The organism is Azotobacter armeniacus, assembly GCF_054779355.1.
This window is the reverse complement of record NZ_BAAGYK010000033.1, coordinates 1-14,410: the sequence shown is the minus strand read 5'-3', so window position 1 is coordinate 14,410 and position 14,410 is coordinate 1. Positions and strand designations below refer to the sequence as shown.

Annotated in this window: 12 protein-coding genes; 5 read left to right on the top strand and 7 right to left on the bottom strand. The window is 66.8% G+C overall.

Going from position 1 to position 14,410, the window contains the following annotated elements:
- The first annotated feature begins 3 nt into the window (after positions 1-3).
- Complete coding sequence (gene ptsP / locus ACYVD0_RS06835; RefSeq protein WP_460426118.1) at positions 4-2,283, top strand: phosphoenolpyruvate--protein phosphotransferase; 2,280 nt, start codon at positions 4-6, stop codon at positions 2,281-2,283.
- A 50-nt stretch (positions 2,284-2,333) separates the two neighbouring features.
- On the opposite strand, the gene ACYVD0_RS06830 is transcribed toward ptsP, so the two are convergent.
- Entirely contained in the window at positions 2,334-3,080 is a 747-nt protein-coding gene (locus ACYVD0_RS06830; protein WP_460426117.1) for an NRDE family protein, read from the bottom strand.
- 83 nt (positions 3,081-3,163) lie between these two features.
- On the bottom strand, positions 3,164-4,792 hold the full coding sequence (locus ACYVD0_RS06825) for an FMN-binding glutamate synthase family protein (protein ID WP_460426279.1): 1,629 nt from the start codon (positions 4,790-4,792) through the stop codon (positions 3,164-3,166).
- A gap of 272 nt (positions 4,793-5,064) precedes the next feature.
- Between ACYVD0_RS06825 and ACYVD0_RS06820 the strand changes: the two genes are divergently transcribed.
- The 3 genes from ACYVD0_RS06820 to ACYVD0_RS06810 all read left to right on the top strand — a co-directional run bounded on the left by ACYVD0_RS06820 (position 5,065) and on the right by ACYVD0_RS06810 (position 7,591).
- Complete coding sequence (locus tag ACYVD0_RS06820; protein WP_460426116.1) at positions 5,065-5,847, top strand: sulfite exporter TauE/SafE family protein; 783 nt, start codon at positions 5,065-5,067, stop codon at positions 5,845-5,847.
- Between the two features lie 10 nt (positions 5,848-5,857).
- Complete coding sequence (gene lgt / locus ACYVD0_RS06815; protein WP_460426115.1) at positions 5,858-6,685, top strand: prolipoprotein diacylglyceryl transferase; 828 nt, start codon at positions 5,858-5,860, stop codon at positions 6,683-6,685.
- A gap of 111 nt (positions 6,686-6,796) precedes the next feature.
- The gene (locus ACYVD0_RS06810; RefSeq protein ID WP_460426114.1) at positions 6,797-7,591 is read left to right on the top strand and encodes a thymidylate synthase; all 795 of its coding nucleotides are present in this window, start codon (positions 6,797-6,799) and stop codon (positions 7,589-7,591) included.
- A gap of 110 nt (positions 7,592-7,701) precedes the next feature.
- On the opposite strand, the gene ACYVD0_RS06805 is transcribed toward ACYVD0_RS06810, so the two are convergent.
- The 4 genes from ACYVD0_RS06805 to ACYVD0_RS06790 all read right to left on the bottom strand — a co-directional run bounded on the left by ACYVD0_RS06805 (position 7,702) and on the right by ACYVD0_RS06790 (position 12,586).
- Positions 7,702-9,069 carry a DUF3482 domain-containing protein gene (locus ACYVD0_RS06805; protein WP_460426113.1) on the bottom strand — a complete coding sequence of 456 codons (1,368 nt, stop codon included), beginning with the start codon at positions 9,067-9,069 and terminating at the stop codon, positions 7,702-7,704.
- Positions 9,062-10,495, bottom strand: coding sequence for a DUF2868 domain-containing protein (locus ACYVD0_RS06800; RefSeq protein WP_460426112.1), 1,434 nt, complete (start codon positions 10,493-10,495; stop codon positions 9,062-9,064). Before ACYVD0_RS06800 ends, ACYVD0_RS06805 begins: the two co-directional genes overlap by 8 nt.
- An 82-nt stretch (positions 10,496-10,577) precedes the next feature.
- Positions 10,578-11,690, bottom strand: a complete 1,113-nt coding sequence (locus ACYVD0_RS06795; protein ID WP_460426111.1) for a glycerophosphodiester phosphodiesterase — start codon at positions 11,688-11,690, stop codon at positions 10,578-10,580.
- A gap of 143 nt (positions 11,691-11,833) precedes the next feature.
- The gene (locus ACYVD0_RS06790; protein ID WP_460426110.1) at positions 11,834-12,586 is read right to left on the bottom strand and encodes a hypothetical protein; all 753 of its coding nucleotides are present in this window, start codon (positions 12,584-12,586) and stop codon (positions 11,834-11,836) included.
- 266 nt (positions 12,587-12,852) lie between these two features.
- Here ACYVD0_RS06790 and ACYVD0_RS06785 point away from each other — a divergent pair, with 266 nt between their 5' ends.
- The gene (locus tag ACYVD0_RS06785; RefSeq protein WP_460426109.1) at positions 12,853-13,368 is read left to right on the top strand and encodes a dihydrofolate reductase; all 516 of its coding nucleotides are present in this window, start codon (positions 12,853-12,855) and stop codon (positions 13,366-13,368) included.
- A 352-nt stretch (positions 13,369-13,720) separates the two neighbouring features.
- On the opposite strand, the gene ACYVD0_RS06780 is transcribed toward ACYVD0_RS06785, so the two are convergent.
- Complete coding sequence (locus ACYVD0_RS06780; RefSeq protein WP_460426108.1) at positions 13,721-14,188, bottom strand: hypothetical protein; 468 nt, start codon at positions 14,186-14,188, stop codon at positions 13,721-13,723.
- Between the last annotated feature and the right edge of the window lie 222 nt (positions 14,189-14,410).

Below are 14,410 nucleotides of genomic sequence, written 5' to 3'. Positions count from 1 at the left end.
GCCATGCTCAACACGCTGCGCAAGATCGTCCAGGAAGTGAATGCCGCCAAGGATCTCAAGACGGCACTGGGCATCATTGTGCAGCGGGTCAAGGAGACCATGCGCAGTCAGGTCTGCTCGGTCTACCTGCTCGATCCGGAGACCAACCGTTTCGTACTTATGGCCACCGAGGGGCTCAACAAGCGCTCCATCGGCAAAGTCAGCATGGCCTCCAACGAGGGCCTGGTGGGCCTGGTCGGCACCCGCGAGGAGCCGCTCAACCTGGAGAATGCGGCTGCCCACCCGCGCTACCGCTACTTCGCCGAGACCGGCGAGGAGCGCTATGCCTCCTTTCTCGGCGCACCGATCATCCACCACCGGCGGGTGATGGGCGTGCTGGTCATCCAGCAGAAGGAGCGCCGCGAGTTCGACGAGGGCGAGGAGGCCTTCCTGGTGACCATGAGCGCGCAGCTCGCCGGGGTCATCGCCCATGCGGAGGCAACCGGCTCGATCCGCGGCCTCGGCCGGCAGGGCAAGGGTATCCAGGAGGCGCGCTTTGTCGGCGTACCGGCCGCGCCGGGCGTCGCCGTCGGCAAGGCCGTGGTGGTGCTACCCCCGGCCGATCTGGACGTGGTGCCGGACAAGCAGGCGGAAAACCTCAGGGCCGAACTGGACCTGTTCAACAGCGCCCTGGAGGCCGTGCGCGCCGACATCCGCGCGCTGTCCATCAAGCTGGCCACCCAGTTGCGCCCGGAAGAGCGCGCGCTGTTCGACGTCTACCTGATGATGCTCGACGACGCCTCCCTGGGCAGCGAGGTGCAGCGGGTGATCCGGACCGGCCAGTGGGCCCAGGGCGCACTGCGCCAGGTGGTCACCGAGCACGTCAAGCGCTTCGAGCTGATGGACGACGCCTACTTGCGCGAGCGGGCCTCCGACGTCAAGGACCTTGGCCGGCGTCTGCTCGCCTACCTGCAGCAGGCCCGCCAGCAGACTATGGTCTATGCGGAGAACACCATCCTGGTCAGCGAGGAGCTGAGCCCGGCGATGCTCGGCGACCTGCCCGAGGGCAAGCTGGTCGGCCTGGTCTCGGTGCAGGGCTCGGGCAACTCCCACGTGGCGATCCTCGCCCGCGCCATGGGCATTCCCACGGTGATGGGGGCGGTCGATCTGCCCTATTCGAAGATGGACGGCATCGACCTGATTGTCGACGGCTATCACGGCGAGGTCTATACGAATCCCAGCGAGATGCTGCGCCAGCAGTTTGCCGAGCTGGTCGAGGAAGAGCGCCAACTGACCCAGGGCCTGGACGCCCTGCGCGAGTTGCCCTGCGAGACCCTCGACGGCTACCGCCTGCCGCTGTGGGTCAACACCGGCTTGCTGGCCGATGTCGCTCGCGCCCAGGAGCGTGGCGCCGAAGGAGTGGGCCTGTATCGCACCGAAGTGCCGTTCATGAATAATGAGCGCTTCCCCAGCGAGAAAGAGCAACTGGCGATCTACCGCGACCAGCTATCCGCCTTCCATCCGCTGCCGGTGACCATGCGCACCCTGGACATCGGCGGCGACAAGTCGCTGTCATACTTCCCGATCAAGGAAAGCAACCCCTTCCTCGGCTGGCGCGGCATCCGCGTCACCCTCGACCACCCGGAAATCTTCCTGGTGCAGGTCCGCGCCATGCTCAAGGCCAGCGAGGGGCTCAACAACCTGCGCATCCTCCTGCCGATGATCTCCTCCATCCACGAACTGGACGAGGCACTGCACCTGATCCATCGCGCCTGGGGCGAGGTCCGCGACGAGGGCACCGACGTGCCGATGCCGCCGGTGGGGGTGATGGTGGAGATTCCCGCGGCGGTCTACCAGACCCGCGAACTGGCGCGTCTGGTGGATTTCCTCTCGGTCGGCTCCAACGACCTGACCCAGTACCTGCTGGCGGTGGACCGCAACAACCCGCGGGTCGCCGATCTCTATGACTACCTGCATCCGGCGGTGCTGCAGGCGCTCAACAAAGTGGTGCAGGACGGCCATGCCGAAGGCAAGCCGGTGAGCATCTGCGGCGAAATGGCCGGCGATCCCTCGGCGGCGGTGCTGCTGCTGGCGATGGGCTTCGACAGCCTGTCGATGAACGCCACCAACCTGCCCAAGGTCAAGTGGCTGCTGCGCCAGATCACCCTGGGCAAGGCCCGGGAGCTGCTCGCCCAGCTGATGACCATGGACAATGCGCAGGTCATCCACAGCACGCTGCAGCTGGCCCTGCGCAACCTCGGCCTCGGCCGGGTGATCAATCCGGTGGCCTCGCTGCAGAGCTGAGACGCCATCCCGGAAAGCCCCCGACCGATAGGAGCCTGCCAGTTGGCTCCCTACACTGGCAGACGCACCTCGCCCAGCTCTGCCCCATAGGGGCCGTAGCTGCGCTCGACCAGCTGCCGCGAGCCGTCCGCCGCGACGATCAGCGCGGTGCTGGAGCGGGTGCCGTAATTCAGGCTGGCGATGAATACGCTCGACAGCAGGCGCTCACTGGCCAGGCCGATCCCGGTATCCGGCAGCTCCGCATCCGCCGCCGGCTGGGGGGCGTGCAGCGCTGCCAGCAGGCAGTCCGCCCGCGGCGTTTCCAGGCACTCGGCCAGGGCTGCCTTGGCGCGGCGCAGCTTCGGCCAGGGGCTGTCCAGGCACGCGTTGGACAGGCCGTAGAGGCCCGCCGGCAGGCGCCGCGGCGCCGCCTCGCGGGCGTGGTAGTACCAGAGCTCCTCGGCCGTGCCGGCCAGCAAATTGAAGCCGGAATAGTTCTGCACCCGTTCCGCCACCTGCTCCAGGTAGGCTTCGGGGGACAGTTCGCCGAGCAGAAAGCCCGCCGGCAGTTCGCCGCGGCTGCGCCGGCCCAGCGGCTGGGTGGGATCGCGGATGTTGGTCAGGGCGGCGAAGCGCCCCCCGGGGCCGACCCCCAGCCAGGTGCCGCCGGCCTCCAGGTCGCGTCCGGCATATACCCCCGGCGCCTCCGGCCAGGCCGCCAGGGGCAGGCTGGGGCGGGCGTAGAACTCGTCGCGGTTGGCGGCCAGCACCAGGGGCGTGCCGTGGCCGGGACGCCAGGCGAAAACGATCAGGCACATGGGATTTCCTGCCGGTAGCTATGGGACGCCGGCAGTCGACGGCCGGGCTGCTTGGGCTGCATGGGATATCCGGGCTGAACCGCTCAGTTCGCCATCGCGTCGAAGCTGTCGGCGCGGGCCACTTTCCACATGCGCGCATGGAGATGGAGCTTACCCTTGCTTTTGCCCTGACCCTCGCTGTCGAGCAGCTCGCCCGGTTTGAGGAAGGCATGCTGCTGGGAGAACAGCTTGATCTCGGTGGCGGAAATGCGCCGCACCAGATGCTTGGCATCCACCTGCGAAGGCTGCTCCAGACCGGCGGCGGCGAGCATTTCGGCCAAGGCCTTGAGGGTGTTGCGGTGGAAGTTGTACACCTGCTGGGCCTTGTCCTCGACCACGACCGCACGCTGGCGCAGCGGGTCCTGGGTGGCGATGCCGGTGGGGCACTTGTTGGTGTGGCACGATTGCGACTGGATGCAGCCGAGGGCGAACATGAAGCCGCGCGCCGAGTTGGCCCAGTCGGCGCCGATGGCCAGCACGCTGAGGATGTCGAAGGCGCTGACGATCTTGCCGCTGGTGCCCAGCTTGATCTTGTCGCGCAGATTTGTCCCGACCAGGGTGTTGTGAACGAACAGCAGAGCCTCGCGCATCGGCACGCCGATGTGGTCGGCGAATTCCAGCGGTGCCGCGCCGGTACCGCCTTCCTTGCCGTCGATGACGATGAAGTCGGGCAGGATGCCGGTTTCCAGCATCGCCTTGACGATGCTCATGAACTCCCATAGATGGCCCAGGCAGAACTTGAAACCGACCGGCTTGCCTCCGGACAGCTCGCGCAGCTGGGCAATGAACTGCATCAGCTCGATCGGGGTGGAGAAGGCGCTGTGGCGCGCCGGCGACACGCAGTCCTCCGTCATCGTCACGCCGCGGGTCGCGGAAATTTCCGGGGTGATCTTGTGCTTCGGCAGGATGCCGCCGTGGCCCGGCTTGGCGCCCTGGCTGAGCTTGATCTCGATCATACGCACCTGGGGGCTCCGGGCCTGGACGGCGAAGCGTTCCGGGTCGAAGCGGCCATCGCTGGTGCGGCAGCCGAAATAGCCGCTGCCCAGCTCCCACACCAGGTCGCCGCCGTGTTCGCTGTGGTGGGGGCTGATGCCGCCTTCGCCGCTGTCATGGTAGAAGTTGCCGAGCTTGGCGCCCTTGTTCAGGGCGCGGATGGCATTGGCGCTGAGCGAGCCGAAGCTCATCGCCGAAATGTTGAACAGCGAGGCCGAATAGGGTTGGGTGCATTGCGGCCCGCCGATGACGACGCGGAAGCTATCGGGGTCGGCGACTGGTGCTGGGCGCATGGAGTGGCCGATGAATTCGAAGCCGCTCTCATAGACATCGACCAGCGTACCGAAGGGCTTGTCCGCACTCTTGTTCTTTGCCCGCGCGTAGATCAGCAGACGCTGGGTCCGGGAGAAGGGCAGCCGGTCGTTGTCGCCCTCTATCAGGTACTGGCGGATCTCCGGGCGAATGCTTTCTATCAGGTAGCGGAGATTGCCGAGAATCGGGTAGTTGCGCCGTACCGCATGGCGCGTCTGCAGCAGATCGACGATACCGAGCATGGTCAGGGCGGCGCCAGCCAGCGTGAATGGCCGGAGCCATTCGTGACTCCAGAAGGGAAGGCTGAGCAGAGTGGACAGTACGCAGAAGACAAGGAAGGCGTAACGACTCAGCAGCGAGACATTCATAAGCGAGAAGTGCATGCAATGACCTGGAATACTTTTTGATCTGTAGTTGGCATCCTGCATGGTTTTTGCAGAATTTGCCAAGTGGGCGAGGGTGGCATTCATAGCGTCCCGGGGTGAAGATGACGATGCCTGTACGCCAGCCGAACCTGGAGCCGGCGATACAGGCCATAAGCCATGGGGGCTTCGTGCGATTGCTCCAAGAGGGCGCCCGACCTTCACCGCCTGACTTGCAAATTCCGGTACCATGCCGCTTTGCTCAAGAGGGAGTACCGATGGAGTTTCTGCTGTATCTGCCGCTGGGAGCGGCAGCCGGCGTGCTGGCCGGGCTGTTCGGCATCGGCGGAGGGATCATCATCGTCCCGGTGCTGGTGTTCAGCTTCACCGCCCAAGGCTTCGATCAATCCGTGCTCACCCACCTGGCCGTAGGCACTTCGCTTGCTACCATCGTCTTTACCTCGATCAACTCGGTGCTGGCGCATCAGCGCAAGGGCGCGGTGCGCTGGTCGATCTTCATCTGGCTGACGATCGGCATCCTGTTCGGCGCGGTGCTCGGCAGCCTGACCGCGGCGGCGATCCAGGGGCCGATGCTGCAGAAGATCATCGGCGTATTCGCCATCGCCGTGGCGATCCAGATGAGTATCGACTTCAATCCCAAGGCCGGTCGCGCCGTACCGGGCAAGCCCGTCCTCAGTCTGGTCGGCGTGGTGATCGGCTGGGCCTCGACGATCTTCGGCATCGGTGGCGGCTCGCTCAACGTGCCCTTCCTGACCTGGCGTGGCGTGCCGGTACAGCAGGCGGTGGCGACCTCGGCGGCCTGCGGCCTGCCGATCGCCCTGAGTGGCGCGTTGAGCTTCATGGTCGTCGGCTGGAGCGATGTCCATCTGCCGGAGTGGAGCCTGGGGTTCGTCTACCTGCCGGCAATGCTCGGCATCGCCTTCACCAGCATGTTCTCCGCCCGGTTCGGCGCCCACCTGGCGCACCGCCTGCCGCCGCGCGTGCTCAAGCGCCTGTTTGCCCTGCAGCTGCTGGCTGTCGGGTTGGTTTTCCTGTTCTGAGGAGCCCTGGATGCTGCCCTATCCGCAAATCGACCCCGTGGCCATTTCCCTCGGTCCGCTGAAGGTGCACTGGTACGGCCTGATGTACCTGGTCGGCATCGGCGGCGCCTGGTGGCTGGCGTCGCGCCGACTGGCCGGTTTTGCCCCGGACTGGAGCCGCGAGAAGCTCTCCGACCTGGTGTTCTGGGTCGCCCTGGGGGTGATCGCCGGCGGCCGCCTGGGCTACGTGCTGTTCTACGACCTGGCGGCCTATCTGAACGATCCCAGCCTGATCCTGCAGGTCTGGAAGGGTGGTATGTCCTTCCACGGGGGGCTGCTCGGCGTGCTGCTGTGCAGCTGGATCTTCGCCCGGCGCAACGGCAAGGGCTTCTTCGAACTGATGGACTTCATCGCCCCGCTGGTGCCTATCGGCCTGGGCGCCGGACGGATCGGCAACTTCATCAACGCCGAGCTGTGGGGCAAGGCCACCGACCTGCCCTGGGCGATGATCTTCCCCACCGATCCGCAGCAACTGCCGCGCCATCCGTCGCAGCTCTACCAGTTCGCCCTGGAGGGCGTCGCGCTGTTCGCCATTCTCTGGATCTACTCGCGCAAGCCGCGGCCGACCATGGCGGTGTCCGGGCTGTTCGCCGTCTGCTACGGCATCTTCCGTTTCATCGTCGAGTTCGTCCGGGTGCCGGACGCCCAGCTCGGCTACCTCGCCTTCGATTGGCTGACCATGGGCCAGCTGCTCTGCCTGCCGATGATCCTCGGCGGCGCCGGCATGATGGCCTGGGCCTACCATTGCCATACACCCGGCAGGGTGGAAAAGTCGCGCAGCGATTTTCCACCACCCTAGGCCGTGGTGGAAAAGACCTGCGGTCGTTTTCCACCCTGTGCCATGGGCCCGGCGCTTGAGCCGGGCCGGCTGGCCTCTTACCATGCCCCGTCCCGTGTCCCCGAGCCTTCCATGAAACAGTACCTCGACCTGATGCGCCTGGTGCGCGAGCGCGGCACCTTCAAGAGCGACCGCACCGGCACCGGCACCTGGAGTGTGTTCGGCCACCAGATGCGCTTCGACCTGGCCGAGGGCTTTCCCCTGGTGACCACCAAGAAGTGCCACCTGAAGTCCATCGTTCATGAGCTCTTGTGGTTCCTCAAGGGCGACACCAACATCCGCTACCTGAAGGACAACGGCGTGAAAATCTGGGACGAGTGGGCCGACGAGAGCGGCGACCTCGGCCCGGTCTATGGCTACCAGTGGCGCAGCTGGCCGGCGCCGGACGGCCGGCACATCGACCAGATCGCCAATGTCGTCGAAATGATCAGGAAGACTCCGGACTCGCGCCGGCTGATCGTCTCGGCCTGGAACCCGGCGCTGATCGACGAGATGAAGCTGCCGCCGTGCCACGCGCTGTTCCAGTTCTACGTCGCCGAGGGCCGGCTGTCCTGCCAGCTGTACCAGCGCTCGGCGGACATCTTTCTTGGCGTGCCCTTCAACATCGCCAGCTATGCCCTGCTGACGATGATGGTGGCGCAGGTCTGCGATCTGCAGCCCGGCGAGTTCGTCTGGACCGGCGGCGACTGCCACCTCTACGCCAACCACCTGGAGCAGGCCGACCTGCAGCTCTCCCGCGAGCCCCTGCCGCTGCCGACCATGCAGCTCAACCCGGCAGTGAACGACCTGTTCGCCTTTCGTTACGAGGACTTCGAGCTGGCCGGCTATCAGTCCCACCCGCACATCAAGGCGCCGGTGGCGGTGTGACGGGCAAACCGGGGCTACTTGCGTAGCCCCCGTAGGGCGGGTGAAACCCGCCGTTGCGAATCAGTCCCTCGCCATTGCGGCGGGTTTCACCCGCCCTACGTCCCGAACGCCTAACCCAGCTCCGCGGCCAGCCGGACGATCTGTTCCTGGCGCTCGGGCTGCTCGCGCCGCCTTCCGGGATTGAGCGACGACCATTCCGGGTGGGCGCGGGCCCGCTGCAGGGGCTCGGGTAGCCTATCTTCACGCCAGTTGCGCTCCTGCGGGGTATCCAGCCGGATCGCCTGCTGCGCGGCGTGGCCGCGGGCGGCGAGGGCGGTGAGCAGTTGGCGCTGGCGCAGGGCGAGCAGGCGCAGCACGGCGTCGTCCACGGTCAGTTCGCGCTCGCCGCGCAGTTTCCCCATGATGCGATTGCCGTAGTGGCGGGCGGTCTGCGCGCCGCCGCCGGCCAGCGCGCCGAGCAGCGTGGCGGCGCCCAGGGTCAGGCCGCCGACCACGAGGTCCACCCCGGCGCCGGCCGCCGCGCCCGCGGCCATGCCGCCGCCGATCTTCACGCCGAGCTGGCGGAGGGTTTCCGGATTGAACAGGTCGTCGCCCCAGCGCCCGTCGAGCAGCGGCAGGTCGGCGGCGGTGGCGTCTTCCGGGCGGAAGGCATAGAGGCGCAGCAGGGCCTCGACGCAGCGCTGCTCGCGCTGACGCACGGCCTCGTGCAGTTCGCGGATGGCTTCCTGCTCCGGCTCCGCCCGGGCCTCGACGCGGCGTCGGCAGGCGGCGACGTCGAGCAGCAGGTCGGCGATCAGTTGGTTGCCGCTCTCCAGGCGGGCGGCGGTCTGGGCCTCGTGGGACTGGATCAGCCGCTCCAGTTGTGGGCGGGCTTTCTCCAGCAGCAGGGCCAGGCTTTCGTAAAGACGCCGCTCGCCGTCCTGCGGCGGCGCCACGGTGTCGAAGCGCACCATGGCGTGCAGGCCGAGACGGCCCAGGGCGGCACGCCAGGCGTCCTCGCGGGTGCCGGCGCGGCCGACGAAGTTCAGCACCGGCAGCAGCGGCCGGCCGCAGGCGGCGAGCGCCTCGAGTTCGTCGCGGTACTTGGCCAACACCGGCTCGCGGGCATCGATCACGTAGAGCCCGGCGGCGGAGCCGAGCAGCTGGCGCAGCACCTTGGCCTCCTGCTCGAAGCGCTGGCATGCCTCGGCGCCGTCAAGGAAGCGGGCGATCCTCGCCGGGCCGTCAAGGCGCTCGCCGGGACGGTCCAGGCGCTCGAGGTGCTCGAGCAGGGCGATGGCGTCCTCCAGGCCGGGAGTGTCGTACAGCTCGAGCAGCGCCTCGCCGTCCACCGACAGACGCGCGCCCTCGACGTGGCGGGTGGTGCTCGGCCGGTGCGAGACCTCGCCGAAGCCGATGTCGCGGGTCAGGGTGCGCAAGAGCGAGGTCTTGCCGACGTTGGTGTGGCCGACCACGGCGAGTTTCAGCGGTTCAGTCATGTCCGGTCTCCAGCCAGGTCAGAGGGGCTTCGCTGCCGTGGGGCAGCCCCAGCTGGTTGAGGGCGATGCGCCAGTCGTCAAGGCGCTCGTCGTTCGGCGTCTCGCCGGGCGGCGGAGGGAGCAGCCAGATCCGCGTCCGACCGGCGCTGCGCGAGAGTTCGCCGAGCAGCGCCAGGGTGCCGCGATCCGGTGAGCGCAGCGGGTCGACGGCCACCGCCAGGCGTGCCGGCGGCCGTCCGGCAAGGCGTTCGAGCAACTGGCGGCGCTCCTCGCGGCTGTCGAGGACGCCGGCATCGCCGATTCCGCCGGGCAGCGCCGGCGGCCAGGGACGGCTCTCGTCCAGCTCGACGGCCACCAGCAGGGCGGTGGCGCCCTCGACCTGGCCGTTCAGAGCGCTGGCCGGCACCTCGGGCAGAACCTGCGGCGCGGCATCACAGACGCCGATGCGTTCGCTGGAGGGCTGCAGGCGCTCGGCGAGCAGGCGATAGCCGGGAAGCGACAGGTCCAGGGCCAGGCGGGCGCGGCCGGAGAGCCAGCGGCTCAGGCAGAGCAGGGTGAGTAGCAGGCGCGGCAGCAGGCCATACACCAGCAGCACGCCGATCAGCCAGCCGGCCCAGGCCTGGCGGGCGGCCTCGGCGGTCAGTGCCTGATCGGCGCTGGCACGGATCGTCGCGGCGTCCGGCAGGGCGAAGCCGAACAGCGCCGGCAGGGCGCCGAGGCCCTGAGTCAGGGCGACGAAGGTGTCGCCGTCGAGCAGGGTGGTTTCCCAATAGAAGCCATAACTACGGGTCGACAGCAGCGCCAGCAGGGTGAGCAGCGCCGTCGACAGGGCGAGCAGCCAGAAGCCGTGGACCAAGAGGCCCATCCCCCAGCGGCCGAGGCGCTGGCGCTGCAACAGCAGCAGCAGCGCCGGGATCAGCTGCGCCGCCTTGGCGTCGCGGGCGAGCTTTTCGCTGAGCCACAGCCACAGGCGGCCGAGGGCGCCGCCGCTGTCGCCGGTGAAGAGCAGGCCGAACAGCCAGGCACAGAGGGTCAAGAGGTGCAGGCCGAGCAGGCTGCCGAGGGCCCAGAACACATTGATCGGTCCCTTCTGCTCGGTGCCGAGGGCGGCCATCGCCAGACCGGCGCCGCCGGCCAGGGCGAGCGCCAGCAGGACGAGCAGCGCCAGACCGCCGCCCTGGTGCCAGTGGTTCAGGGCGGCGAGCAGGCCGTCGCGCTCGGCCAGCCACAGGGCGCGGGTCTGGATACGTCGGGTCAGGTCGCCCCCGGCGGCACGGGCGCGGCGGTTGGCTTCGCCGTCCTCCAGCGGGCCGGCGAACTCTTCGCGCAGGCGGATGGTTTCGGTCAGCCAGAGGCGGTGTAAATCGGTCAGTGGAGGGGAGGCAGTGGTCACGCGGTCTCTCGATGGCGGTTCGGTTCCAGCCATGAGGATACCCGTTCGGGCCGGGCCGCGGGCAAGTCGATACGGGCGCACCGGCTGCGCCCGGCACGCCCTCGGCCGCAGGAGACTACGGCCGCTCGCGCAGGCGCAGGGGGATGTTCGGCTGGTCGCTGAACAGACCGTCGATGCCGGCCTCGAGGAAGGCGCGGATCTCCGCCTCCAGGTCGCCGTGCGCGCTGGGTTCGTCGCTGCTGCGCAGCCCGGTCGGCAGGAAATGGTTTTCCGCGCGGAAGGTGAAGGGATGCACCTTGAGACCGGCGGCATGGGCGTTGGGCACGAAGTCGGTGGGGCTGCCCAGGTTGCCGTTGGCGTCCCGCGGGATGATGTAGCCCTTGTCCGGGCCGACGCCGTCGGCATAGGCAGCGATGGCTTGCAGCCCGGCCGGAGTGGCCATCTGCGCGTAGGTCAGGGCGCTGCCGATCACTTCCTGGTCGTAGGGCTGGCCGGCGCCGAACAGTTGGACCAGGCGCAGCGGAGTCAGCCGGCGCAGGGTCTTGAGGTTCTCCACCTCGAAGGACTGGATGTACACTGGCGACGTGCGGCTGTGGTAGCCGTTGCGGCGGAGGATCTCCACCAGCGGCTCCTCCATCGCCAGACCGAGGTACTGGAAGTGGGTCGGGTGCTTGGTTTCCGGGTACAGGCCGATGCGCCGCCCCTGGTTTTCTTCCAGGCTCTTCACCAGGTCGATGATCTCCTGCAGGGTGGGGACCTCGAAGGACTTGTCCAGGCGGGCATTGCCGGGGCGGATGTCCGGGATGCGCTCGATGGCACGCAGGGACTTGATCTCCTCCAGGCTGAAGTCCTCGCTGAACCAGCCTGTCAAGTCACGGCCGTCGATGCTCTTGGTGCGCTTGCGGTCGGCGAATTCTGGATGCGCGGCGACATCGGTGGTCAGGTCCAGCTGGTTGTCGTGGCGGGCGACCAATTGGCCGTCCAGGGTCATCACCAGATCCGGCTCGACGTAGTCGGCGCCCTGCAGCACCGCCAACGCGTAGGCGGCCAGGGTGTGCTCCGGCACGTAACCGCTGGCGCCGCGGTGGGCGATGACCAGCGGTTGGGGTTCGCCGGCGTGGGGATGTGGTGGCGCCGGCGGTTCCGGGGCGGCGCAGGCCATCAGGGGCAGCAGCAGGCTGCCGGCGCTCAGCCAGTGACGAAGGGGGGCGGGGTGTTTCGGGGGCATCGCTTGCGCTCCAGGGACAATGGAGCGCAAAGCCTGCCCGAGGGGGGTGACGCTTCGGCGATGGCGAAGTAACAGTCTCGTGGCGATTGGGTGACCGGCCACTCGATCGCGAGCCTACCGGCATCCATGCCGGCCGGCGCTGCTCATGGCCTGGCCGGTCCGGCTGGCGAAAGGCGCTTCATCCGCACGGCGTAGGAGATCAGGTACCACATCAGGAACCAGGCAACGGCGAACTCGCGCAGCTCGCTGCTGCCAAGATCGTCGAGCGCCGAGTGGGGCAGCCAGCCGGCGATCCGGGTCACCGCAAACAACAGCCCCGCCGGCAGCAAGGCTGTCTGCGGCAGAATCCAGGGCTCTGCCGTCGCCATCATGGCGCCATGCGAGATGATCGGCCCCCGCTTGCCCGCCAGGCGCCACAGCGGAATCAGGAAGCCTCCTGTCAGGAGAAACAGCTCGACCAGCAGGCGGGGCTTCTGGTCGAGCCACGAGCTCATGTTGTGCAGATTGGTCTCGCCCTGGTCATTGACCCTGGCGAGGAAATCCGGCGTGCTCCAACCGAAATACCATTGCCCCCAGCTGACCTCTTCGCCGGCGAAGTAGACACAGGCCAGCGACCAGGCCAGCAGCCAGTAACCCAGGATCGGGAGCGGCAGCCGGTCGCGGTAGGCCCAGAAGGCATGCAGGCCGAGCAGAATGCCGGGGATCAGCACGATGACGGTCAGGTGCTCGAAGGCTCCGGCTCCTTCCGGCGAGCCGTCCTTTGCCAACTGTTTCGCGAACTCCTCCGGATCCAGCCAGGCAAATAGCAGTATGGCGATCAATAGAAGCAGGCTCGAGCCGATGGCGAGCAGCTCGAACCCGCGTGAAGAGTGGTTGGTGGTGATGGATGCATCCATGATTCGTCGGCTCCCGAATGACCTTCATGGCCCGACGTCTTAATCGAGGCCTGCGGTCGCTGCAGTTAAAAGCGGACTAGCATACATCCAGTGGCCTGTGCGGTTAAGTTGGACGGGCTCGGGTTAGACAGACTGGGTGCCGAGCCTGACGAGAGAGAAGGCGGGGGACAGGGAGGGAAGCAGGAGGACAAATCCGCGAGAAGCCGCCCATTCGCTGCCTCGGGCCTGCTCGCAGCGGGGCGCGCGGCTCTGCTATCCTCGCTGCCATGAACACGCCCCGACTCCCCCTCGCTTTGATCGCCGCCGTCGCCGCCAACGGCGTGATCGGCCGCGACAACCGCATGACCTGGCACTTGCCGGCGGATCTCAAGCACTTCAAGGCCACCACCCTCGGCAAGCCGATCGTCATGGGCCGCAAGACCTGGGACTCCCTCGGCCGCCCACTGCCCGGCCGGCTCAACCTGGTGGTCAGCCACCAGCCGGACCTCGCCCCCGAAGGCGCCGAAGCCTTCGCCTCGCTCGACGCCGCCCTGGCCCGCGCCGACGCCTGGGCCCGCGAGCAGGGCGCAAACGAGCTGATGCTGATCGGCGGCGCACAACTCTATGCCGAAGCATTGCCGCAGGCCGAGCGCATCTACCTGACCTGCATCGACCTTTCCCCGGAGGGCGACGCCTTCTTCCCCGACTGGAACCCCGCCGACTGGCGCCGCGTCTCCCGTGAGGAACACCCGGCCACGGCGGACGCGCCGGGGTATGCCTTCGAAGTGTGGGAGCGGGGGTAAGGGAGGCTGGCGGGCATCGTCCACCTGAGCCGCTGGCGTACTGCCCGCAGCCCTCGGTCCTGCGTAGGGTGGAAAACTCGCGAAGCGATTTTCCACCAATAGAAATATCCGAGCGGTTGCAGGAACTGAGTGCAGCACGGGTACTGGATTGAAGTAGGCAGCCTCATGCTGCAACGCCATCACCTCTGTCATGACCTCAATCGAGCACTTCCAGTTGAAGCGCTTGCGAGGCATAAACAATGGCGGCAAAAAACTCTGCTTTATTTTGAGACGGTAAGTCATCACCAAGAATTTAGGTCATCATAGATGCCCCCTACAGACACCGGCGATACCCTCATGAAACTCCCACTTCTTACCGTTGACCGGGGTCAGGATTATCAGCCGACTTTTTGTTGGGCACTTGCCACCCACCCGGTTCCACGGCCAACTTCAATACCCTCTTGAAATCGGCGACATGCTGCAGCAACTCACCAAGTTGCCCGCCATCACCTGCTAACCCCTCCTTCCAGAGCTTCTTGTCTATCGTCCCCAGCACCAGATACGCGCTGCCTATGACTTCAGGGGCAATCTGACTGAAGCTGTGCGCCAGCTGGGCCTCGAGTTCATCCTGGTGCACTATGATCAACTCGCATTGCGAGCAGTAGCGACAGGTCTTGCCGAGCGCCATCGGCCCCCACTCGTCGATATGGATGAAGAGGGCGAATTTCCGCAGATAAGTTGGTTTCTGGCACCGGGGACACTTGCTGAGACGCTCATCTGCATACGGATTCAGAATGAATGCATAGCGTGGCGGTAGCTTCCCAATTCTCTTCTTCGCCATAGGCGCGTACTCCAAAACTCGCTAGCTGCCTAATCTAGATAGGAAGAAGCCTCACGGCTCCTCTCTCCCACACCACCGGACATACGGATCACGTATCCAGCGGTTGATGAATTGAACTCCTAGCACTACAGTTGCATTTTTGAAATGAGATGAGCCCGCCTGGCCCCGGCCTGATGAGCCCTTCGCCAACATGACCAGGCAATGATCTGTGCCGGATCGATC